This is a genomic window from Antarctobacter albus, assembly GCF_900101505.1.
Classification (GTDB): Bacteria; Pseudomonadota; Alphaproteobacteria; order Rhodobacterales; family Rhodobacteraceae; genus Antarctobacter; species Antarctobacter albus.
Window position 1 is genome coordinate 234,815 of sequence record NZ_FMZI01000003.1, and the last position, 18,155, is coordinate 252,969.

Annotated in this window: 23 protein-coding genes; 10 read left to right on the forward strand and 13 right to left on the reverse strand. The window is 65.3% G+C overall.

All coding sequences use genetic code 11. The features are described from left to right. The 3 genes from BLQ71_RS06695 to BLQ71_RS06705 form a co-directional block, all read right to left on the reverse strand. Positions 1-756, reverse strand: a complete 756-nt coding sequence (locus BLQ71_RS06695) for a class II aldolase and adducin N-terminal domain-containing protein (protein ID WP_043136291.1) — start codon at positions 754-756, stop codon at positions 1-3. 35 nt (positions 757-791) lie between these two features. Next, positions 792-1,274, reverse strand: a complete 483-nt coding sequence (locus BLQ71_RS06700) for a hypothetical protein (protein WP_074621154.1) — start codon at positions 1,272-1,274, stop codon at positions 792-794. A 71-nt stretch (positions 1,275-1,345) separates the two neighbouring features. Further along, positions 1,346-1,765, reverse strand: a complete 420-nt coding sequence (locus tag BLQ71_RS06705; protein ID WP_074621155.1) for a VOC family protein — start codon at positions 1,763-1,765, stop codon at positions 1,346-1,348. Between the two features lie 80 nt (positions 1,766-1,845). Between BLQ71_RS06705 and BLQ71_RS06710 the strand changes: the two genes are divergently transcribed. Continuing rightward, positions 1,846-3,330 carry an AMP nucleosidase gene (locus BLQ71_RS06710; protein ID WP_043136300.1) on the forward strand — a complete coding sequence of 495 codons (1,485 nt, stop codon included), beginning with the start codon at positions 1,846-1,848 and terminating at the stop codon, positions 3,328-3,330. Between the two features lie 134 nt (positions 3,331-3,464). After that, complete coding sequence (locus tag BLQ71_RS06715) at positions 3,465-3,752, forward strand: HU family DNA-binding protein (RefSeq protein ID WP_043136303.1); 288 nt, start codon at positions 3,465-3,467, stop codon at positions 3,750-3,752. Positions 3,753-3,878: 126 nt separating this feature from the next. Here BLQ71_RS06715 and BLQ71_RS06720 read toward each other — a convergent pair whose 3' ends face one another. The 3 genes from BLQ71_RS06720 to BLQ71_RS06730 form a co-directional block, all read right to left on the reverse strand. Beyond that, positions 3,879-4,475, reverse strand: coding sequence for an ImmA/IrrE family metallo-endopeptidase (locus BLQ71_RS06720; protein ID WP_074621156.1), 597 nt, complete (start codon positions 4,473-4,475; stop codon positions 3,879-3,881). Between the two features lie 123 nt (positions 4,476-4,598). Further along, on the reverse strand, positions 4,599-5,294 hold the full coding sequence (locus BLQ71_RS06725) for a GNAT family N-acetyltransferase (protein ID WP_074621157.1): 696 nt from the start codon (positions 5,292-5,294) through the stop codon (positions 4,599-4,601). Further along, on the reverse strand, positions 5,295-6,686 hold the full coding sequence (locus BLQ71_RS06730; protein ID WP_074621158.1) for an aminotransferase family protein: 1,392 nt from the start codon (positions 6,684-6,686) through the stop codon (positions 5,295-5,297). A gap of 369 nt (positions 6,687-7,055) precedes the next feature. On the opposite strand from BLQ71_RS06730, the gene BLQ71_RS06735 reads away from it, so the two are divergent. The 3 genes from BLQ71_RS06735 to BLQ71_RS06745 all read left to right on the forward strand — a co-directional run bounded on the left by BLQ71_RS06735 (position 7,056) and on the right by BLQ71_RS06745 (position 10,266). After that, complete coding sequence (locus BLQ71_RS06735; protein ID WP_074621159.1) at positions 7,056-8,057, forward strand: taurine ABC transporter substrate-binding protein; 1,002 nt, start codon at positions 7,056-7,058, stop codon at positions 8,055-8,057. A gap of 117 nt (positions 8,058-8,174) precedes the next feature. Further along, positions 8,175-8,981, forward strand: a complete 807-nt coding sequence (locus BLQ71_RS06740) for a taurine ABC transporter ATP-binding protein (protein WP_043136316.1) — start codon at positions 8,175-8,177, stop codon at positions 8,979-8,981. Positions 8,982-9,000: 19 nt separating this feature from the next. Next, a complete protein-coding gene (locus BLQ71_RS06745) occupies positions 9,001-10,266 on the forward strand; it encodes an ABC transporter permease (protein ID WP_074621160.1) in 1,266 nt (421 codons plus the stop codon). 129 nt (positions 10,267-10,395) lie between these two features. Here BLQ71_RS06745 and BLQ71_RS06750 read toward each other — a convergent pair whose 3' ends face one another. Continuing rightward, positions 10,396-11,295, reverse strand: a complete 900-nt coding sequence (locus tag BLQ71_RS06750) for a zinc-ribbon domain-containing protein (RefSeq protein ID WP_074621161.1) — start codon at positions 11,293-11,295, stop codon at positions 10,396-10,398. Positions 11,296-11,466: 171 nt separating this feature from the next. On the opposite strand from BLQ71_RS06750, the gene BLQ71_RS06755 reads away from it, so the two are divergent. The 5 genes from BLQ71_RS06755 (at position 11,467) to BLQ71_RS06775 (ending at position 15,178) form a co-directional block, all read left to right on the forward strand. Then, complete coding sequence (locus tag BLQ71_RS06755) at positions 11,467-12,144, forward strand: cell division ATP-binding protein FtsE (RefSeq protein ID WP_074621280.1); 678 nt, start codon at positions 11,467-11,469, stop codon at positions 12,142-12,144. Next, on the forward strand, positions 12,141-13,043 hold the full coding sequence (locus tag BLQ71_RS06760; protein WP_069209204.1) for a cell division protein FtsX: 903 nt from the start codon (positions 12,141-12,143) through the stop codon (positions 13,041-13,043). Before BLQ71_RS06755 ends, BLQ71_RS06760 begins: the two co-directional genes overlap by 4 nt. Further along, positions 13,043-13,774 carry a lysophospholipid acyltransferase family protein gene (locus BLQ71_RS06765; protein WP_043136323.1) on the forward strand — a complete coding sequence of 244 codons (732 nt, stop codon included), beginning with the start codon at positions 13,043-13,045 and terminating at the stop codon, positions 13,772-13,774. The genes BLQ71_RS06760 and BLQ71_RS06765 overlap by 1 nt, the downstream gene beginning before the upstream one ends. Next, positions 13,752-14,357 (forward strand): pyridoxamine 5'-phosphate oxidase family protein, encoded by a 606-nt coding sequence (locus BLQ71_RS06770; protein ID WP_074621162.1) that lies wholly within the window; start codon positions 13,752-13,754, stop codon positions 14,355-14,357. The genes BLQ71_RS06765 and BLQ71_RS06770 overlap by 23 nt, the downstream gene beginning before the upstream one ends. A 110-nt stretch (positions 14,358-14,467) precedes the next feature. Further along, positions 14,468-15,178, forward strand: a complete 711-nt coding sequence (locus BLQ71_RS06775; protein ID WP_074621163.1) for an intradiol ring-cleavage dioxygenase — start codon at positions 14,468-14,470, stop codon at positions 15,176-15,178. 47 nt (positions 15,179-15,225) lie between these two features. Here the strand turns inward: BLQ71_RS06775 and BLQ71_RS06780 are convergent, their stop codons facing one another. From BLQ71_RS06780 to lpdA, 6 genes are all read right to left on the reverse strand, one after another. After that, positions 15,226-15,567 (reverse strand): hypothetical protein, encoded by a 342-nt coding sequence (locus BLQ71_RS06780; RefSeq protein WP_074621164.1) that lies wholly within the window; start codon positions 15,565-15,567, stop codon positions 15,226-15,228. Beyond that, positions 15,557-15,802: a RebB family R body protein gene (locus BLQ71_RS06785; protein ID WP_074621165.1), complete on the reverse strand. Its 246-nt coding sequence runs from the start codon at positions 15,800-15,802 to the stop codon at positions 15,557-15,559. The genes BLQ71_RS06780 and BLQ71_RS06785 overlap by 11 nt, the downstream gene beginning before the upstream one ends. Before the next feature lie 11 nt (positions 15,803-15,813). Next, positions 15,814-16,029, reverse strand: coding sequence for a RebB family R body protein (locus BLQ71_RS06790; RefSeq protein ID WP_069209199.1), 216 nt, complete (start codon positions 16,027-16,029; stop codon positions 15,814-15,816). A 2-nt stretch (positions 16,030-16,031) separates the two neighbouring features. After that, entirely contained in the window at positions 16,032-16,328 is a 297-nt protein-coding gene (locus BLQ71_RS06795; RefSeq protein ID WP_052244209.1) for a RebB family R body protein, read from the reverse strand. A 14-nt stretch (positions 16,329-16,342) separates the two neighbouring features. Next, positions 16,343-16,519: a hypothetical protein gene (locus BLQ71_RS26335; RefSeq protein ID WP_157903829.1), complete on the reverse strand. Its 177-nt coding sequence runs from the start codon at positions 16,517-16,519 to the stop codon at positions 16,343-16,345. Between the two features lie 170 nt (positions 16,520-16,689). Next, a complete protein-coding gene (gene lpdA, locus BLQ71_RS06800; RefSeq protein ID WP_043136331.1) occupies positions 16,690-18,084 on the reverse strand; it encodes a dihydrolipoyl dehydrogenase in 1,395 nt (464 codons plus the stop codon). Positions 18,085-18,155: the final 71 nt, after the last annotated feature.

An 18,155-nucleotide genomic window follows, 5' to 3' on the forward strand; every position in this document is an offset into this window, starting at 1 on the left:
TCAGGTCGCGTAGTCCGAGCCTTCCTCATCGAGGATCGCCTTGAGTTCCTCAAGGTGGTGATGATCGCCACCGGGGTATTCCTCGATCTCGCGGGCGGTCTTTTCGGCCACTTCGTCGCTGAGGATGTCCAGCGGCTGTCCCGTCTGCAGCGCGGTGACATAGACCTGGGCCGCGCGTTCGAACATGTACATCCGGTTGAAGGTCTCGGCCACCGTGTCGCCGATCACCATGATGCCGTGGTTGCCCATGACCAGCGTCTTGACCTTGGGGTCTGCCATCAGTTCGGCGCAGCGCTTGCCCTCTTCCTCGAAGGCCAGTCCGCCGTACTGGTCATCCACCGCCTGCCGGTTGAAGAACATCGCCGCGTTCTGGTCCAGCGGCGGCAGGCGCTTGTCCTTGAGACAGGCCAGCACCGTGGCGTTGATCGAATGGACGTGCATCGCGCAACGCGCGTGCGGGCAGGCGCGGTGCAGCCCGCCATGCAGGCCCCAGGCGGTGGGGTCCGGCGCGCCGGGGCGGTTCAGGGTTTCGGGATCGTTGGCATCCACCACCAGCATGTCCGAGGCCTTGATGCGCGAGAAATGCTTGCGGTCGGGGTTCATCAGGAACTTGGTGCCGTCCTCGTTGATCGACAGGCTGAAATGATTGGCCACGGCCTCGTGCATGTTCAGCCGGACGGTCCAGCGAAAGGCGGCGGCCAGATCCACGCGTTCCTGCCAATGGTCGATGTTGGCGATGTTCTGCGGTGCGTTCATGAGGGTCCCCCGGTTAGCGTTACCGGGCGACCCTATCAGCGCCCGCAGCTTGCACGCAACGTGTCGTAGGCCAGCTGCGCGTCCCGGGTCTCCCAATGTCCTTTCAGGACGTCCATGTCGCCCGCATCGGCGAGGTGGACCTCGAATCCGATCTCGGCGCTTTCAAGGATGGTTTCGACCAGGCGTTCGGGGGAATCGCGATAGGTCCAGGCCCATTCCCCGCGTGAGCGGAACAGGACCTTGCGCGGACCCAGAAACAGCGCGTGATCGGCCGCGTCGTCGAAAATTGTGCCATCAGCGAAATCGATGAACATCGACACGCTTTCGTCCAGGTCCACGGTCAGCATCAGGCGGTCGTTGCCGGGCAGGCGCGTGTTCGTGGCCATCCAGCAATAACCGCGGTCCTCGAAGAGCGCCCAGTTTGCGATACGCTCATGGCGCGTGATCTCTTGCTGGGCCAGTGCGGGCAGGGCCGCGGTGGCGAGGCCCGTCAGGGCGATGATCAAACGGTCGAGCATCAGTCGGATCCCCTTGGCCAATGGTCGGGCCGTATGTCGATCATAGCTGTCCGGCCTGCCCGCGCAACGCCTCAGAGGGGACGCGACGGCACCCAGGCATAGCCGTTGGGACAGATGAGAAAGGCCTCGCGCAAGCCGTGGGGTTTGTCCGTGGGCGGTTGCAGGATCAGCATCCCGTTGGCCTCTGCCTTTTCCGCTGCCCTGTCCGGGTCGCTGTCGTACAGGCGCAGTTCCGCCCCGGCGCCACGTGGCCCTGCCTCGGGCAGGAAGGACAGGTAGGGATTGGCCGAATATGTCCCGTCCGAGTGCAACTGGAACACGGTTGCGCCATAGCGGATGATGGCGAAATCCGCGCTGACCCGAAGTGCGGTCATGCCAAAGACGGCCTCCAGCATGGCGGATTGACGGCGCACGTCGCGCACCAGCAGGTTGATGCCCATCCCGCGCAGGGAGCCGCCGAAATCCTCGGCCGAAACAGTCTCGTAATCCATGTCAGCACCTATGACCTTTTTCGCCAACTTGAACCCGGCGAACTTACCTGTCAACCTCCGGCCAAAATCAGGGGGTGGTGATGCAGGACACGGCGGAAAATCTAGAGATCGTCACGCCCGATGTGCCGGGGCAGGAAAGCTACGATGACGCCGATCAGGCGGTCGAGCGGCTGTGCGAACTCTACGACGCAGCGGCGATTTTCCTGCGTGACGGGTTCCTCAAGGCGATGTCGGACGGGCACCCGGGCGTGCGCCTGCGGGCCTATTACCCCGAGATCCGGCTGACCACGACGCGCTTTGACAAGATCGACAGCCGGCTCAGCTTTGGGCACGTGACGCAGCCGGGCACCTATGCCACCACGGTCACGCGCCCGCATCTGTTCCGCAACTACCTGTCGCAGCAGATCGGCCTGTTGCTGGGCAACCACGGCGTCAAGATCCGCATCGGCCTGTCGGCGACGCCCATGCCGGTGCATTTCGCCGTGGCCAATTTTCCGGACGTGACCGTCCCGCAGGAAGGCGCGGCCAATTTCGCGCTGCGCGATGTCTTTGATGTGCCGGACCTGACCACCACCAACGACGACATCGTCAATGGCCAGGCGCAGCCCGCCGCGGATGGGACCTTGCCCCTGGCGCCCTTCACCGCGCAGCGGGTGGATTACTCGCTGGCGCGGCTGGCCCATTACACCGCGACCGGCCCCGAGCATTTCCAGAACCACGTCCTGTTCACCAACTACCAGTTCTACGTCGACGAATTCGAGGCCTACGCCCGTGCCATGTTGGCCGATCCCAACAGCGGCTACACCAGCTTTGTCAGCACCGGCAATGCCGAGATCACCGACCCGGAGGCGCCGCTGTTGTCGCCCGAGCGGATGCCGCAGATGCCCACCTATCACCTCAAGCGGGGCAAGCAGCAGGGCATTACGCTGGTCAACATCGGGGTGGGGCCGTCGAACGCCAAGACCGCGACGGACCACATCGCCGTGCTGCGTCCGCACGCATGGCTGATGGTGGGGCATTGCGCGGGGCTGCGGAACTCGCAATCTCTGGGGGATTACGTCCTGGCCCATGCCTACCTGCGAGAGGACAAGGTGCTGGACGACGACCTGCCGGTCTGGGTGCCGATCCCGGCGCTGGCCGAGATCCAGATCGCGCTGGAAGACGCGGTCGAGGCCGAGACGCAATTGAGCGGTTTCGACCTCAAGCGCGTAATGCGGACCGGCACTGTTGCCTCGCTGGACAACCGCAACTGGGAGTTGCGCGAGAACGCAGGGCCGGTGAAACGGCTCAGCCAGTCGCGGGCCATCGCGCTGGACATGGAAAGCGCCACGATCGCGGCCAATGGATTCCGGTTCCGGGTGCCCTATGGCACCCTGCTCTGCGTCTCTGACCGGCCTCTGCACGGGGAGCTGAAGCTGCCCGGTATGGCCTCGGATTTCTATAGATCACAGGTCAGTCGGCACCTTCGCATTGGGATTCGTGCAATGGAAGCCTTGCGCGACATGCCGCTGGAACGTATCCACAGCCGGAAACTGCGCAGTTTCGAAGAAACTGCGTTCTTGTGACGTAGCGGAAACGGGCACAAAATGCACAATATAAGGGCCTGACGTGCCCCTAATCGTTGTGTTTTACCCCCATATCCGGTTTTATGTCGGATCAGAGGCCCAATGTAGAGACGGGCGGTGAAGGAGACCATGAAATGGCGAAACCGATGACCAAGACGCAGCTGGTGGCAGCACTGGCTGAAAAGATGGACGCGGACAAGAAGACGGCTGGTGCGGCACTGGACGCAATCGGCGAGATCATCACGGCCGAAGTGGCCGGCGGCGGCGCCGTGACCCTGCCCGGCGTGGGCAAGATCTATTGCCGTGAGCGCCCCGAGCGCATGGTGCGCAATCCCGCGACGGGCGAGCAGTTCAAGAAAGAAGCCGACAAGCAGGTCAAGGTGACCATTGCCAAGGCTCTCAAGGACAGCGTGAACGCCTGATCCCGGCGCGCGCCTTTGCGGCGCGCCATCGGGACCAAGGTCCCGGCAGAAATCTACAAGGGGTCGCTGCGGCGGCCCTTTGTCTTTTTTGGCGGCTTCCCTGTGTTCGGCGATGTGCGGGTCATGTCAGGGGCCGGTCGGCGTATCGGTGCGCGGCGTCCACTCGTACTTGTGACCACCCGGGCCCTCCATCGGGATGTCCAGCATGGCGGCGCGTTCATAGACGACCTGCGTCGGCACGTTCAGCGTATCGGCGACCAGGTTCGCGCGCCCCTCGTACCAGAGGCTGCAGAACTCCTCGCGCGGCATTAGCAGCATCCGGGCAAAGCGCATCGCCTCTTTCTGGGCGGCACGGTTGGCGGGGCGATGCAGCGCCTGTATCCCGCAGCGCGGGTGTGCCTCGCGCGTGGTGGGGACATGCATGAGCCAGTAGCCGACCCCCATCGCGGCGATGAACCTGTCCTGGCGCGGCTTGCTTTTCCTGGGCAGCCAGATACAGGCCTTTCGGTCCAGCGGCACGTCCAGCAGGATTTCGTGCGGGGGTCCTGAATATTCCAGGTCGACGTTCAGGGCCCGGCACAAGGGATCCAGCGGCCCGCCGTCGCGCAGGGTCAGGCCGGGTGTCTGGGACATCATGTCGTTTATCAGGTCCTCGATCTCGGCATCGGTGACGCCGGTCGCCATCGGCTCGACATAGGCATAGGATGGGTATCTGGACGGCATGGCAGCCTCCGCTAGGGCAAATCTTCGGGTTCATCGGCCAGGTTGCGGAGTTCTGTCACGCAAAGGGTTTCCAAACCCTCAAGAGGGGCGCAGTCCCATAAGATTGCAGGTTCTTTCCGGGTATCAGCCCGTGGCGCAGTCGCTCAGCGATTGCCGCTGCCGCCCGTCGGCGTCGAAATTCGCCGGGGCCAGCCATGTCTCAAAGGCGGTGCGCCGCGCGGGCCATTCGCAATCGATCACCGAATACCAGGCGGTGTCGCGGTTGCGGCCCTTGTAGACCAGGGCCTGCCGGAAAATGCCCTCGAAAGTAAAGCCCAGCCGCAGCGCGGCCCGGCGCGACGGCGCGTTCAAGGCGTCGCATTTCCATTCGTAGCGGCGATAGCCGAGGTCCTCGAAGACATGGCGCATTAGCAGGTACTGCACCTCTGTTGCCGCGCGGGTGCCCTGCAACGCGGGCGAAAAGTGGATGAAGCCGACCTCGATGGAGGCGGCCTGCGGGTTGATCCGCAAGAGCGACAGGAACCCGACGGGACGATCATCGACCAGGACCGTGTAGAAAAGCGGATCGCGGCTGTTGGCCTTGGTCGCTGTCCAGGCACGGGCCGCGTCACGGTCGGCAAAGGGCGTCTCGTCGCCCAGGTAGGTCCAGCCGGCGGGATCGGTGAAGACCTCGAAAAAGCTGTCGGCATGATCCGCCGACAGCGGCACCAGCGTCGCAACCTCGCCGCGCAAGGGGGTGTGCGGGGGCGGCGGGCGGGGCAGGTCCAGCTCGACGGGCAGCCCGATGGGCTGCCCGTATCCGTTCAGGCGATAGTGCATTCAGCCAAAGACGCGCCCAAGCGCGCCGTCCACCGCCGAGACGATCTGGTCGATGTCGTCCTTGGTGGCGATCAGCGCCGGGGAGAAGCACAGCGTATTGTTGCGCCCGGGGACAGAGCGGTTGGTGGCACCGATGATGACGCCTTGGCCCATGCAGTCGCCCACGACAGCCTGTACCTGCGCCTCGGGCACCGGTTCCTTGCTGGTGCGGTCAGCCACCAGTTCGGCCCCCAGGAACAGGCCCTTGCCGCGCACGTCGCCGATCACCGCGTGGCGGTCGGCCAGCGCGTTCAGCTGGTCGGTCATGTAGTCGCCCATCGCCGTGGTATTGGCCAGCAGGCCCTCGTCCTCGATGATGGCCATGTTTTCGATCGCGGCGGCAGGCCCGGCCGTGCAGCCGCCAAAGGTGGAAATGTCGCGGAAGTAGTTCATCGGGTCGTCGGCATCGTCCTTGAACATGTCAAAGACACGTTCCGAGGTCACGCAGCAGGCAATGGCCGCATAGCCAGAGGCCACGCCCTTGGCCATCGTCACGAAGTCCGGTTCGATCCCGTAGTGCTGGTAGCCGAACCAGGTGCCGGTGCGGCCGACACCGCAGACCACCTCGTCGATGTGCAGCAGGATGTCGTACTTGCGGCAGATTTCCTGCACCTTCTGCCAATAGCCCTCGGGCGCGGGGATCACGCCGCCGCCCGCTGTCACCGGCTCCAGGCAGAGCCCGCCGATGGTATCGGGTCCTTCGGCCAGGATCACCTGTTCGATCTGGTCGGCAGCCCATTCGCCGTAGTTCGCGGCGGGGGCGCCTTCCTGCTCGTGCTTGCGGTATTCCAGGCAGTGCGGCACGCGCACGAAACCGGGCGTGAAGGGGCCGTATTGCGCGTTGCGCTCATCCTGGCCGCCTGCTGACAGGCAGGCGATCGTGGTGCCGTGATAGTCGCGGTCCCGGTACAGGATCTTGTGCTTCTTGCCGCCATAGCGCTTGTGCGCGATCTGGCGGATCATCTTGAAGGCCTTCTCGTTCGCCTCGGAGCCGGAGTTCGTGTAGTAGACGCGGGTCAGGCCCGGCATCTTCTCGATAAGCTTTTCGGCGAACAGGGCGCCGGGCACCGAACCGGCGGCGCCGGCAAAGTAGTTCACCCGCATCAGCTGGTCGTAGACGGCCTTGGCGATGCGCTCGCGCCCGTAGCCCACGTTGACTGTCCAGACACCGCCGGACACCGCGTCGAGGTGTTCCTTGCCCGCCTGGTTCCAGACGCGCATGCCCTTGCCCTCGATGATGATGTTCGGGTCCTTGCTGTCAAAGGCCTTGTGTTGCACCAGGTGGTGCCAGACATGCGCCTTGTCGGCCTCGACAACATGGCTGAGGTCGTTCTGGGAATAGGTTCCGTCCATTCTCTTGCCCTCCTTGGGTCATCTTGCCGGTCTTGCGCGGAATGCTAGCACATGAGCCAGATTAATGGGCAGCCGTTAGGGCCAGATCTGGCGCGCATATAGGGCCAGTTGAGGCGCAAAACGGATGTTCCAAGCCTGCGTTTACAGGGTTTTGTGGGGGTTTCCAGTGGGTTGAATTGTTTTGCCTTTCCGAAATGGGCAGGCTGTTGGCGCCAAATCGGGCAGGCATCGGGGAAAAATCGTTGATCCGTTGCCCATTTTCCGTTCCGAATTGACCAGAGCGCCCGGCACGAGGCGCTGCCGAGCGCACATTTGCGTGCGTGAAGACGCGCCGCCCAGGTGGCGGCAAGACAACACGGGAGAAGCGAAATGACATTGAAGAACACCCTCAAGGGCGCCGCTGCTGCGCTGGCCGTCATGGCGGGCACCACGGCTGTTTCCGCGCAGGAGATCACCGTGGGCTATTTCCTGGAATGGCCGATGCCCTTCCAGTACGCCAAGGCCGAAGGCATGTACGACGAGGCGATGGGCGTGACCATCAACTGGGTCAGCTTCGACACCGGTACTGCCATGTCGGCGGCGATGGCCTCGGGCGACGTACAACTGTCGGTCAGCCAGGGCGTGCCGCCCTTCGTGGTGGCGACCTCGGCCGGGCAGGACCTGCAGATCCTCGACGTGGCGGTCAGCTATTCCGACAACGACAACTGCGTCGTGCTCGAGGCGCTGGAGATCGACAAGGATTCGGCCATCGAGCTGGAAGGCAAGAAGGTCGCCGTGCCGCTGGGCACCGCGGCGCATTACGGTTTCCTCAAGCAGATGAGCCATTTCGGCGTCGACATCACCACGATGGAAGTGGTCGACATGGCGCCCCCGGACGGGGCCGCCGCGCTGGCACAAGGCTCGGTCGACATGGCCTGTGGCTGGGGCGGTTCGCTGCGCCGCATGAAGGAACACGGCAACGTGCTGCTCACCGGCGCCGAAAAGGAAGACCTGGGCATTCTCGTCTTCGACGTGACCTCGGGCCCGGCGGGCTGGGTGGCCGAGAATTCGGACATCGTGGCCAGCTTCCTTGCCGTAACAGCCGAGGCCAACGCCATGTGGGCGGACCCGGCCAACCACGACATGATGCTGCCTGTCATCGCCAAGGACGCTGGCATGGACGTGGATGCGACCGAGGCGACGATCTCGACCTTCGTCTTTCCCTCGGTGGATGATCAGCTGACCGCCAAGTGGCTGGGCGGCGGCGCGCAGGAGTTCATGAAGGGCGTGGCCGATGTCTTTGTCGAGGCGGGGTCCATCGACGCCGCGCTCGACAGCTATGATGCCAACGTCAACACCGGTCCGCTGAGCTCGGCCGCCGGCGGCATGTAAGATCCGGCTTCGGGGGGCGGCACCGGTCGCCCCCCGGGCACGCGCTCACCACAGAGATTTTGCACGGCGGGCACGCCCTTGCGGTCCCGCAGCCGGATCCAACCGGAAGGCCCCACCATGAGCGGACTCTCCATCGACAACCTGTCCATGCGCTTTGACCTGCCCAACGGCACCTCGGTCCAGGCGCTCAAGGATGTCTCACTGCAACTGGCCGAAGGCGAACTGTTGAGTGTGCTGGGCCCGTCTGGCTGCGGCAAGACCACGCTATTGAACATCGTCGCGGGGTTCCTGGCCCCGACCGAGGGGCAGATCACCCTGAACGGCCATGTCGTCAAGGGGCCGGACGCGGAACGCGGCATGGTGTTCCAGCAGGGCGCGCTGTTCGAATGGATGAACGTGCGCGACAATGTCAGTTTCGGGCCCCGCATGGCCGGCAAGCGGAAACGGGACTGGGGGCAGCACGTCGATCACCTGCTGGATGTGGTCGGCCTGCGCGACTTCAAGGAAAAGGCGGTCTACGAACTGTCGGGCGGGATGCAGCAGCGCGTCGCGCTGGCGCGCTGCCTTGCCAACGACCCGGACGTGATCCTGATGGACGAACCGCTGGGCGCGCTGGACGCGCTGACGCGGGAAAAGATGCAGGGCCTCGTGCTGAAGCTCTGGAAGGAGACCGGCAAGACCATCATCCTGATCACGCATTCGGTCGAAGAGGCGCTTTTACTGGGCGAACGCCTGCTGGTCATGGCGCCGCGCCCGGGCCGCATCCACCGTGAATACCGGTTGCCCTTTGCCGACATGGGGGTGAACGCCGACCTGCGCGAGGTCAAGAAACACCCCGATTTCGGGCAAAGACGCGAAGAGATCCTGGGCATGATCTGGGACATGGAAGAGGAAATCATGGGACGGGCGGAGGAAAGCGCATGATCCGGGCAGGGCAGGTGCAATGATCGTATTCGCAATCTACATCGCGATCTTCGTCGTCTCGTTCTTCGTCGTGAAATTCGTCGTCCACAAGACGGCGACGGATTACACCTCTCTCAAGACGGTGACCTTCGGCGACGAAAGCGCCGTGACCCCGAACCGCATCGCCAGCGTCATCTCGGTGTTGTCGATCTTCCTGCTCTGGGGGGCCTTCACCGGGTCATCCTATGTGCCCCGTTTCCTGCACGCGCCGGGGCCCTTCATCGGCGACGCGGTCTTTACCTATACCGCCGAGGCCGAGGGCCAGGCCCCCGATGATGCCACCGTGACGGTGCGTGTCTTCGAAGTGGGAACGGACGTGGACGACCCCAAGGTCGCGCCGGGGGAAGGCTGGGCCAAGAACGACGTCGATACCGTGGGCGCCTGGCGTTCGGGGCTGATCCGCGTCGACCGAAACGACGAGTTCGGACGCAGTGACGGGCACAAGATCGTTGCCGTGAATGGCCAGCCGATCGCGCCGGGCCAGTCGGTCCAGACCGAATTCGGTCGTGTCGGCATGTCACCCAAGGGCACGCTGAACTTCGAACCGGCGAAGGGCTGGCAGATGGAGCCGATCTGGCTGCCGCCCCCCGAGGCAGTCTGGCAACGTCTAAAAGAAACTGCGCGGGACGGGTATCGCGACTCGACCTTGGCCGCACATCTTTGGTTTTCGCTCAAACGCGTCATCCAGGGTTTTTTCCTTGGCGCATTGGTGGGCATCCCGCTGGGCTATGCGATGGGACTCAGCAACTGGTTCCGGGGCTGGTTCGATCCAATCGTGGAGTTCATGCGGCCGGTGCCGCCCCTTGCACTGATCCCGCTGGTCATCATCTGGGCCGGCATCGGTGAAAAGGGAAAAGTTATTTTGCTGTTCCTGGCAGCGCTCTGGATCATGGCCATTGCCGCGCGGGCAGGGGTCTCGGGCGTGGCGATTTCCAAGGTGCATGCGGCCTATTCGCTGGGCGCCAGCAAGTTCCAGATCATGCGCCATGTGATCGTGCCGAATTCGCTGCCCGAGATCTTCACCGGCGCGCGGGTGGCCATGGGGGTCTGCTGGGGCACGGTGGTCGCCGCCGAGCTGGTGGCCGCCGAAAAGGGTACAGGAATGATGATCATGGTGGCGTCGAAATTTCAGCTCACCGATATCGTCCTCATGGGGATCATCCTGATCGGTATCATCGGCTTTGGCATCGATATCCTGATGCGCATGGCCGAAAAGGCGTTGGTGCCCTGGAAAGGGCGGGTCTGAAGCGCAGCGGCGGCGGCGTCCTGCGCTTGTCGGGGCCTTTGGCCCCAACGTCGCGCCGCCCGCCGTCCCGCCATCGGCGCCAAAGGGCACCGTCGGACCTGCCAGCGAACGGTCCCATCGGGACTGGTGTCAGTCGCCCGCCGGGGGATCGGCGGGTTCCGCCGTCTCGGAGCTCATCTGGTCAAGCTGCTGCATCAGGGCCGTGACCCGGGCATCCAGCCATGTCCGGCCCTTGTTGACCGTTTCGACATAGCTTTGCAGGTAGGGGGCGATCTGCGGGAACTGCGCCGAGAGTCGCGGTGTCGCAACGTAAAGGCCCACGCCAAGCGCTGCCACCATCACCACCAGCATGAAGCCGCGGGCAAAGGGGCTGCCGGTCTGGCGCGGCGAGGTCTGTGACGGGCGACCGGCGTCGCGGTCGACCACACGGGGTTCCGAGGCCGAGCGGAGGGTCTGGTTGATCTCTTCGACATCCGGCAACATGTCGCGCCGCGAGGCGGCCGCCGCAGCCGCTGCGGCGGCGTGCAACGCGGCATCGTCCTGTTCCGGTTCCGCCTTTGGCTCGGGGCGCTTGGGCGGCTCTTGGACGTCCTCGCCCTTGAGCCGTGCCATGCGCTCGCGGCTTTCGCGGGCGCGGCGGGCCTGTTCGGATTCCGCGGGCGGCTCCAACCCAAGGTCGGGCTGGGTTTCCAGCCCTTCGGTGGCCCGCTGGCGCGCTTCGAATTCGCGTTCCTCGCGGAACAGCTCGGCCATTTCCGGGTCGATGCTGCTGCGCGGTGCGGTGTCCGCCGGGATCGGTGCGCTGGTGCCGTCATCGTCCGGGTCGAGGTCAGGGTCCTCTACGGTGGGCGGGGTCGGGTCCGGCGCGGGTTCGGGCGGACGCTCGGGGCGGGCGGCAGGAGGCTGCGTCACGCGCTTCTGGAACCAGGTATGCCCGCAGTTCGAGCACTGCACGTCGCGGCCCGCCTCGGGGATCACCTCGAGGGGCACGTCGTATTGAGCGCCGCAATTTGGGCAAACCAGCCGCATTCCGTCTTGTCCCCGTCTTTTCCGTCCCTTGCGGTGCGTCACCGCCCCGCGTGAACCTTAAGCTGCCCGTATCGGCGGGAAAAGTCCAATTCTGCGCGGCTTGCGTTGCAACGGCCCGATGGCTCGGGCAAAACTGCCGGCGAAACTGACAAGGCAGAGGCAGAACCGCCCGTGATCGAGCTGGACAACGTGGCCTATTCCTACAGCGGCGCGGCGATCCTCTCCGGGGTCAGCCTGCAGCTTGCTCCGGGGTCGTTCCATTTCCTGACCGGGCCGTCCGGCTCGGGCAAGACAACCTTCCTGAAACTCTGCTACGGAGCGCTGCGCCCGACCGAAGGGCAGGTGTCGATCTTTGACGAGGACCTGGCCGCGATGGACCGCGACGCGGTGGCGATGGCCCGGCGTCGGATCGGCGTCGTGCACCAGGATTGCCAGTTCCTCGACCACCTGCCGGTGGCCGAGAACGTGGCCCTGCCGCTGACGGTCTCGGGGCAGGCCTCGCCCGACCAGGCCGACAACCTGCGCGAGCTGATGACATGGGTCGGCCTGACCGAGAAGTTCGAGGCCCTGCCGCCGGAATTGTCGGGGGGCGAACGCCAGCGCGCCGCGCTGGCCCGGGCGCTGATCCTGTCGCCGGATGTGATCCTGGCCGATGAACCCACCGGCAACGTCGACTGGGAAATGTCCCAGCGCCTGCTGCGCCTGCTGGTCGAGCTCAACCGGATGGGCAAGACCGTGATGATCGCCACCCATGACCTCATGCTGATCCGCGCGGCCAAGAGCCTTGTGAACGCGCGCAACCTGCGTATAGCCGGCGGCACGCTGCAGGCGGCGGGGGTGGATCTATGAGCGCGCTGGACCGGATCAAGACCCTGGCGGCCCGGGACGCGGGCGCCGACCGGGTGGTGCCCCCGGCGGGCTTTACCGTGCGGCTGACACTGTTCACCGCCGCCGCGATGGCCTTTCTGACGGTCTTTGCCCTGGCGCTGTCGCTGGCGGCGGGGCGCCTGGCGACCAGCTGGGGAGAGGACCTGGCCCGCGCCTCGACCATCCGTATTTCGGCGCCCGAGGGACAGCTTGCGGCGCAGACCGCCGCCGTCCTTCGGGTGCTGGAACAGACGCCCGGCGTCGCCTCGGCCCGGGCGCTGTCGCCCGAGGAGCAGCGCGCGCTGCTGGAACCCTGGTTCGGCCCCGACCTGCCGGTCGAGAGCCTTCCCATGCCGCAGCTTGTCGAGGTGCAGGAAACCGGCGACGGCTACGACGCCGACGGCCTCCGCCTGCGGTTGCAGGCCGAGGCGCCTGGCGCGGTCTTGGACGAACACAGCCGCTGGCGGCGGCCGCTGGTGACGGCGGCGGGACGGCTGCGCCTTCTGGGCTGGGTGGCGATCCTGCTGATCGGCGCGGCCACCGGGGCGATGGTGACGCTGGCCGCCAACGCGGCACTGGCGGCGAACGCGCAGGTCATCGCGGTGCTGCGGCTGGTCGGCGCCACCGACGGTTATATCGCGGGGGCCTTTGTGCGCCGCTTTACCCTGCGGACGCTGGCGGGGGCGGCGGCGGGCACCCTGATCGGCCTGCTGGCCCTGCTGGTCATGCCGGCGGGCGGGGATACGGGGGGCATCCTGACCGGGCTGCGCTTTGCCGGGCTGCAATGGCTCTGGCCGCTGTTCGTGCCGCCGCTGGCTGCCGTGGTGGCCTTTTTCGCAACCGAACTGGCCGCGCGCCGTGTCCTGGGAGAATTGGCCTGATGCGATGGGTGATGTCGTTCCTGTTCGTGATCCAGATGTACGCCATGATGGCGATCATGGGGATCGTCTTTCTGCCTTGGGCGCTGGTGTCGCGCCACGGGGCCCGCACGGCCTGCCGCACCTATTGCCGCTGGGTCCGCCTGACTGCGCGCCTTATGGTCGGGCTGCGCACGGAGGTGCGCGGTGAGGTCCCGCAGGGCGAGGTTCTGATCGCCTCCAAGCACCAGAGTTTCCTGGACATCATCCTGATCTTCGGCGCCGTTCCGGCGGGCAAGTTCATCATGAAACGAGAGTTGATGTGGGCGCCGGTGATCGGCCAGTACGCCCTGCGCATCGGCTGTGTCCCGGTCGAGCGCGGCAAGCGCGGGCAGGCCATCGCACGCATGATCAAGGATGTGGCGCGCGGTGCCGCCGTTCCCGGCCAGCTCATCATCTACCCGCAGGGCACCCGCATCGCGCCGGGGGTAAAGGCGCCCTTCAAGGTCGGCACCGCGATCCTCTACGAACAGACGGGCCAGCCCTGCGTGCCTGCGGCGACAAACGTCGGCCTGTTCTGGCCACGCAAGGGCATCTACCGCAAGCCCGGGCTGGCGGTTGTGGAATTCCTGCCGGTGATCCAGCCGGGGCTGGAAAAATACGCTTTTCTCGAAAGGCTCGAGACAGAGGTGGAGACCGCCTCTAACGCGCTCATGAAGGAGGCCGGGTTCGATGCCGAAAATCACCACGCTTGAGGAGTTGCACGCGCATTACGAAGCGCCCGTGCCCTCGTCGATCAAAAAGGTGGCGCAGCACCTGACGCCGCTTTATCGCCGCTGGATCGAAGGCGCGCGGTTCGCCGTCCTGTCGACCGTAGGACCGGAGGGCGTGCATGGCTCGCCGCGTGGCGACGACGGGCCTGTGGTGCGGGTGGCGGATGAACGGACGGTGTTGATGCCGGACTGGTGGGGGAACAACCGGCTCGATTGCCTGCGGGACATCGTGCAGGACGGGCGCGCCGCGCTGCTGTTTCTGGTGCCGGGGACAAACACCACCGTGCGGGTCAACGGGCGGGCATACCTGACCGATGACGAGGACCTGCGCCGCAGCTTTGCCAAGGGCGACCGCCTGCCCGCCACGGTGATCGTGCTGGAGGTGGCAGAAGTCTATACCCAATGCGCCAAGGCACTGATGCGCTCACGCCTCTGGACCTGCGGGGATCTGTCGGACGGACTGCCCACCACCGGAGAGATCCTGGCCGACATGTCGGAGGGCGAACATGGCGGCAAGGACTATGACCGGACCTATCCGGAGTACGCCAAGCCCCGGCTGTGGTGACGGAGCGCGCCGGATGGTGCGCCGCTGCACAGGCCATGTTCACCAGCACGGAGAGCGAAACCGCGTCCTGATCCGTTTCATCCTGTGAACAGGATCGAAAGGACATCCGCATGAGCACAGCTTCGACGACGCGCCGCGCCCTTCTGGCCGGATTTGCCGCCTCTCCCATCGCCGTGGCTGGGGTGGGCGCCTTTCCCCGAGCGGCGCGCGCGCAGGCCGAGGCAGCCGGGCTGATCACGCCCAATGTCTGCATGGTCCTGCCGGAGACGACCGAAGGGCCCTACTACTTCGATCCCGAGCTTGTCCGCCGCGACATCACCGAGGGGCGCGAGGGCGAGGCGATGCGCCTGCAATTGCAGGTGGTCGACGCGGATTGCCAACCGATCGAAGGGGCCCGCGTGGACATCTGGCATTGCGATGCGCGCGGGATCTACTCGGGCTACAGGAACCGGGGCACCGACTTCGACGCGCGGGGCGAGACATTCCTGCGCGGAACGCAGACCACCGGCGACCGGGGCGTGGCGACGTTCGACACGATCTATCCCGGCTGGTATCCGGGCCGCACGACGCATATCCACTACAAGGTCTTCCTGGATGAGCGCAGCGTTCTGACCAGCCAGATCTTCTTTCCCGATGCGCTCAGCGAATACCTGTTCCAGGCAGTCGTCCCCTACAACGAGCGCGAGGACCCGCGCGACACGATGAACCGGGACGACTGGATCGCGCAACGTGCGGGCGAGGGCGCCTTTGCCGCGATCCGCGAACAGGCGTCGGGATATGACGCGGCGCTGGTTGTCGGGATCGACCCGGGCAACGCGTGACCGGATCAAGCCCGGCGCGGGGGGAGCACCGCGCCGGGCGCAGAGGCTCAGGCCAGGGCCTTTTCGGCCTCGGCCAGCATCGAGCGGGCGCGGTCCACGGCTGAATTGGCCGTGTCCATGATTGCCTGGCCCGCTTCGACATTGCCCTCTGCCTGTTTCGATACCGCCAGTGACATGGCGGCCTCACTCAGGACCTGCATCCGGCGCAGATGCGCCACGGCGTCCTGCAGCGCCATGCTGAGCGCCAGGGCGCGGGCCTCTGCCTCGGCGCTCTTGGCCAGGTTCGCAGCCTCTGCCGGGGCCATCTGGCGGAGCTTGGTGACGGTGTCCGCGATCTGGCTGTTGACTTCGGCGCCGCCGGGCGCGGCCGTGTCGGATTTATCCGCCATGCGTGTCCCCCGATCCCGAAGCCAGCCCCATCCGTTTCAACGCCGCGGCAAGCGCCGCGTCGGCCAAGACCTGCGTGGCCTCCTGCTGTGCGGCTGCGGCCTGTGTGCTTGTTGCCAGGGCGGCCACCAACCCCTGTGACAACAGCGCCTGCGCCACGGAGCCGGCGGTCCCCAGCGTCATCAGCGTCGTCTGGCTGACTGTATCGGTGACCTGGCTGTTTGCCATGTTTGGCATGATGATCCCCCTTACGGTGTCAGCCCGGCAGCGGCCCGCACGATCACGGCCTGCCGCAAGAGCGTCATGTTGGTAGAGCCGCTCTGCAGAGCAGCCACCCGCAAGCCCGCCGCACTGGACGAGGCCTGAAGGCTGGTGGCGACGGCGTGGGCGGCCGCCTGGCCCAGGACGGACAGATTGCTCTGGCTGACGGCATCCGTGACCTGGGGGTTTTCGGTTTCGGGCATGCTCAGGACCCTCCGGAGGCGGGCTTGCCTTTGGTCGGTTCGGATGCGTCCACGGCATCCTGCAGGCTGTGAGTGCCGGACTTGAGGCTGTACATCTGCATGACGCCCTGGTTCGCCGCGGCCTGGGCCAGGATATTGGCCTGCTGCTGGGCGTTCACGGCGTTTTCGAAAAGGATGCCGGTGCTGTGCGACATCGCCTGGTAGAGCGACCCAAGGGCCATTGCGGGCGCTTCGCTGACAACCTTGACGTTGGACTGCGTCACCGCGTCGGTGACTTGTGGATTGACGGTTTCGACCATGATGGCATTCCTTTTCAATCTTTTCCTGGGTTCAGAATCTTCGCGATGGCCTCTGCCGTTTCCTGCAATTGGGCCTGTTGGCGCGCCTGTTGAGCTTCGACGGCTTCAAACATCATCCGTGAGATGTTTTCGGCGGTACGCAAACCGGCCAGGGCCACGGCCTCGGCAGAGTCGAGATCATTTTCGGACATGTGCTTTCCCTCGCGTCTCTTAACGTTAGGGGAGAGTTGAATTTGCCGAAAGCATTATTTTGGTTGTATTTCGGGGATGAGGGACGCCGCCCAAAGAAAAGACCCGCGACCAAGGGGGCGCGGGTCTGGGGATCGGACGCCCCGGGGGACGTCCGTTTGTGTTGTGTCGATCACATGTGGATCGGACCGTCGCCACAGGCCAGCGCCGCTTCGCGCACCGCCTCGGAGAAGGTCGGGTGCGCGTGGCAGGTCAGGGCCACGTCCTCGGCGGAGGCGCCAAACTCCATCGCCACGCAGATCTCGTGGATCAGGTCGCCCGCGCCCGGTCCGATGATATGGCAGCCCAGCACGCGGTCGGTTTCCTTGTCGGCCAGCAGCTTGACGAAGCCCTCACCCTGGAACACGGCCTTGGCCCGCGCATTGCCCATGAAGGAAAACTTGCCGACCTTGTAGGCGCGGCCCGCATCCTTCAGCTCCTGCTCGGTCTGGCCGACACTGGCCACCTCGGGGGCGGTATAGATCACGCCCGGGATCACGCCATAGTTGACGTGGCCGTGTTTGCCGGCGATCACCTCGGCGCAGGCCATGCCCTCGTCCTCGGCCTTGTGTGCCAGCATCGGGCCGTCGATCACGTCGCCGATGGCATAGACGCCCGGCACGTTGGTGCGCCACTGGCCGTCGGTCTTGATCTGGCCGCGCTCGCTCATCTCGATGCCCAGCTTGTCCAGGCCCAGCCCTTCGGTGAAGGGGCGCCGCCCGGTGGCGCAGAGCACCACGTCCGCGTCCACGGTTTCCTCGCTGTCGTCCTTGCGCAGCTTGTAGGTCACCTTGGCCTTGGTCTTGGTCGCTTCGACCTTTTGCACCGCCGCCCCCATGACAAAGCTCATGCCCTGTTTTTCGAGGATCTTCTTGAACTGGCGCTGCACTTCGGCGTCCATGCCGGGCGTGATCGCGTCGAGGAATTCGATCACCTGCACCTCGGTGCCGAGGCGCGCATAGACCGAGCCCATTTCCAAACCGATGACTCCGGCGCCGATGACGATCATCTTTTTCGGCACTTTGCCCAGCTCCAGCGCGCCGGTCGAGGTCACGACAACCTTTTCGTCGACGGTCACGTCCGCGCCGGGCACGGGCGAGGCCTCGGACCCCGATGCGATGATGATGTTCTTGGCCTCGTGGACCTCGTCACCGACCTTGACCTTGCCCGCCTCGGGGATCGAGCCCCAGCCCTTGAGCCAGTCGATCTTGTTCTTCTTGAACAGGAACTCGATGCCCTTGGTGTTCTGGCCGATCACGTCGTCCTTGTAGGCCAGCATCTGTTTCCAGTCGACCGAGGGCGCCTTGCCCTTGAGGCCCATCTTAGCAAAGTTGTGCTCGGCCTCGTGCAGCTGGTGGCTGGCGTGCAAGAGCGCCTTGGAGGGGATGCAGCCCACGTTCAGGCAGGTGCCGCCCAGGGTCTCGCGTCCCTCGACGCAGGCGGTTTTCAGCCCCAGTTGCGCGCAGCGGATCGCGGCGACGTAGCCGCCGGGGCCCGCGCCGATCACGATGACGTCGTATTGTGCCATGTCGTTTTCCTTTCACTGTCGTTGTTCAGGGGAGGCGTTGGCGCGTGGCGCCCCGGCTGCCGGTGGCAGGC

Coding starts and splice junctions, on each gene's coding strand:
- lpdA (WP_043136331.1), bottom strand. CDS start 18,084: ATGGCACAATACGACGTCATCGTGATCGGCGCGGGCCCCGGCGGCTAC.
- BLQ71_RS06695 (WP_043136291.1), bottom strand. CDS start 756: ATGAACGCACCGCAGAACATCGCCAACATCGACCATTGGCAGGAACGC.
- BLQ71_RS06785 (WP_074621165.1), bottom strand. CDS start 15,802: ATGCCAAACATGGCAAACAGCCAGGTCACCGATACAGTCAGCCAGACG.
- BLQ71_RS06790 (WP_069209199.1), bottom strand. CDS start 16,029: ATGCCCGAAACCGAAAACCCCCAGGTCACGGATGCCGTCAGCCAGAGC.
- BLQ71_RS06715 (WP_043136303.1), top strand. CDS start 3,465: ATGGCGAAACCGATGACCAAGACGCAGCTGGTGGCAGCACTGGCTGAA.
- BLQ71_RS06745 (WP_074621160.1), top strand. CDS start 9,001: ATGATCGTATTCGCAATCTACATCGCGATCTTCGTCGTCTCGTTCTTC.
- BLQ71_RS26335 (WP_157903829.1), bottom strand. CDS start 16,519: ATGTCCGAAAATGATCTCGACTCTGCCGAGGCCGTGGCCCTGGCCGGT.
- BLQ71_RS06720 (WP_074621156.1), bottom strand. CDS start 4,475: ATGCCGTCCAGATACCCATCCTATGCCTATGTCGAGCCGATGGCGACC.
- BLQ71_RS06750 (WP_074621161.1), bottom strand. CDS start 11,295: ATGCGGCTGGTTTGCCCAAATTGCGGCGCTCAATACGACGTGCCCCTC.
- BLQ71_RS06775 (WP_074621163.1), top strand. CDS start 14,468: ATGAGCACAGCTTCGACGACGCGCCGCGCCCTTCTGGCCGGATTTGCC.
- BLQ71_RS06795 (WP_052244209.1), bottom strand. CDS start 16,328: ATGGTCGAAACCGTCAATCCACAAGTCACCGACGCGGTGACGCAGTCC.
- BLQ71_RS06770 (WP_074621162.1), top strand. CDS start 13,752: ATGCCGAAAATCACCACGCTTGAGGAGTTGCACGCGCATTACGAAGCG.
- BLQ71_RS06700 (WP_074621154.1), bottom strand. CDS start 1,274: ATGCTCGACCGTTTGATCATCGCCCTGACGGGCCTCGCCACCGCGGCC.
- BLQ71_RS06710 (WP_043136300.1), top strand. CDS start 1,846: ATGCAGGACACGGCGGAAAATCTAGAGATCGTCACGCCCGATGTGCCG.
- BLQ71_RS06780 (WP_074621164.1), bottom strand. CDS start 15,567: ATGGCGGATAAATCCGACACGGCCGCGCCCGGCGGCGCCGAAGTCAAC.
- BLQ71_RS06735 (WP_074621159.1), top strand. CDS start 7,056: ATGACATTGAAGAACACCCTCAAGGGCGCCGCTGCTGCGCTGGCCGTC.
- BLQ71_RS06705 (WP_074621155.1), bottom strand. CDS start 1,765: ATGGATTACGAGACTGTTTCGGCCGAGGATTTCGGCGGCTCCCTGCGC.
- BLQ71_RS06725 (WP_074621157.1), bottom strand. CDS start 5,294: ATGCACTATCGCCTGAACGGATACGGGCAGCCCATCGGGCTGCCCGTC.
- BLQ71_RS06740 (WP_043136316.1), top strand. CDS start 8,175: ATGAGCGGACTCTCCATCGACAACCTGTCCATGCGCTTTGACCTGCCC.
- BLQ71_RS06765 (WP_043136323.1), top strand. CDS start 13,043: ATGCGATGGGTGATGTCGTTCCTGTTCGTGATCCAGATGTACGCCATG.
- BLQ71_RS06730 (WP_074621158.1), bottom strand. CDS start 6,686: ATGGACGGAACCTATTCCCAGAACGACCTCAGCCATGTTGTCGAGGCC.
- BLQ71_RS06760 (WP_069209204.1), top strand. CDS start 12,141: ATGAGCGCGCTGGACCGGATCAAGACCCTGGCGGCCCGGGACGCGGGC.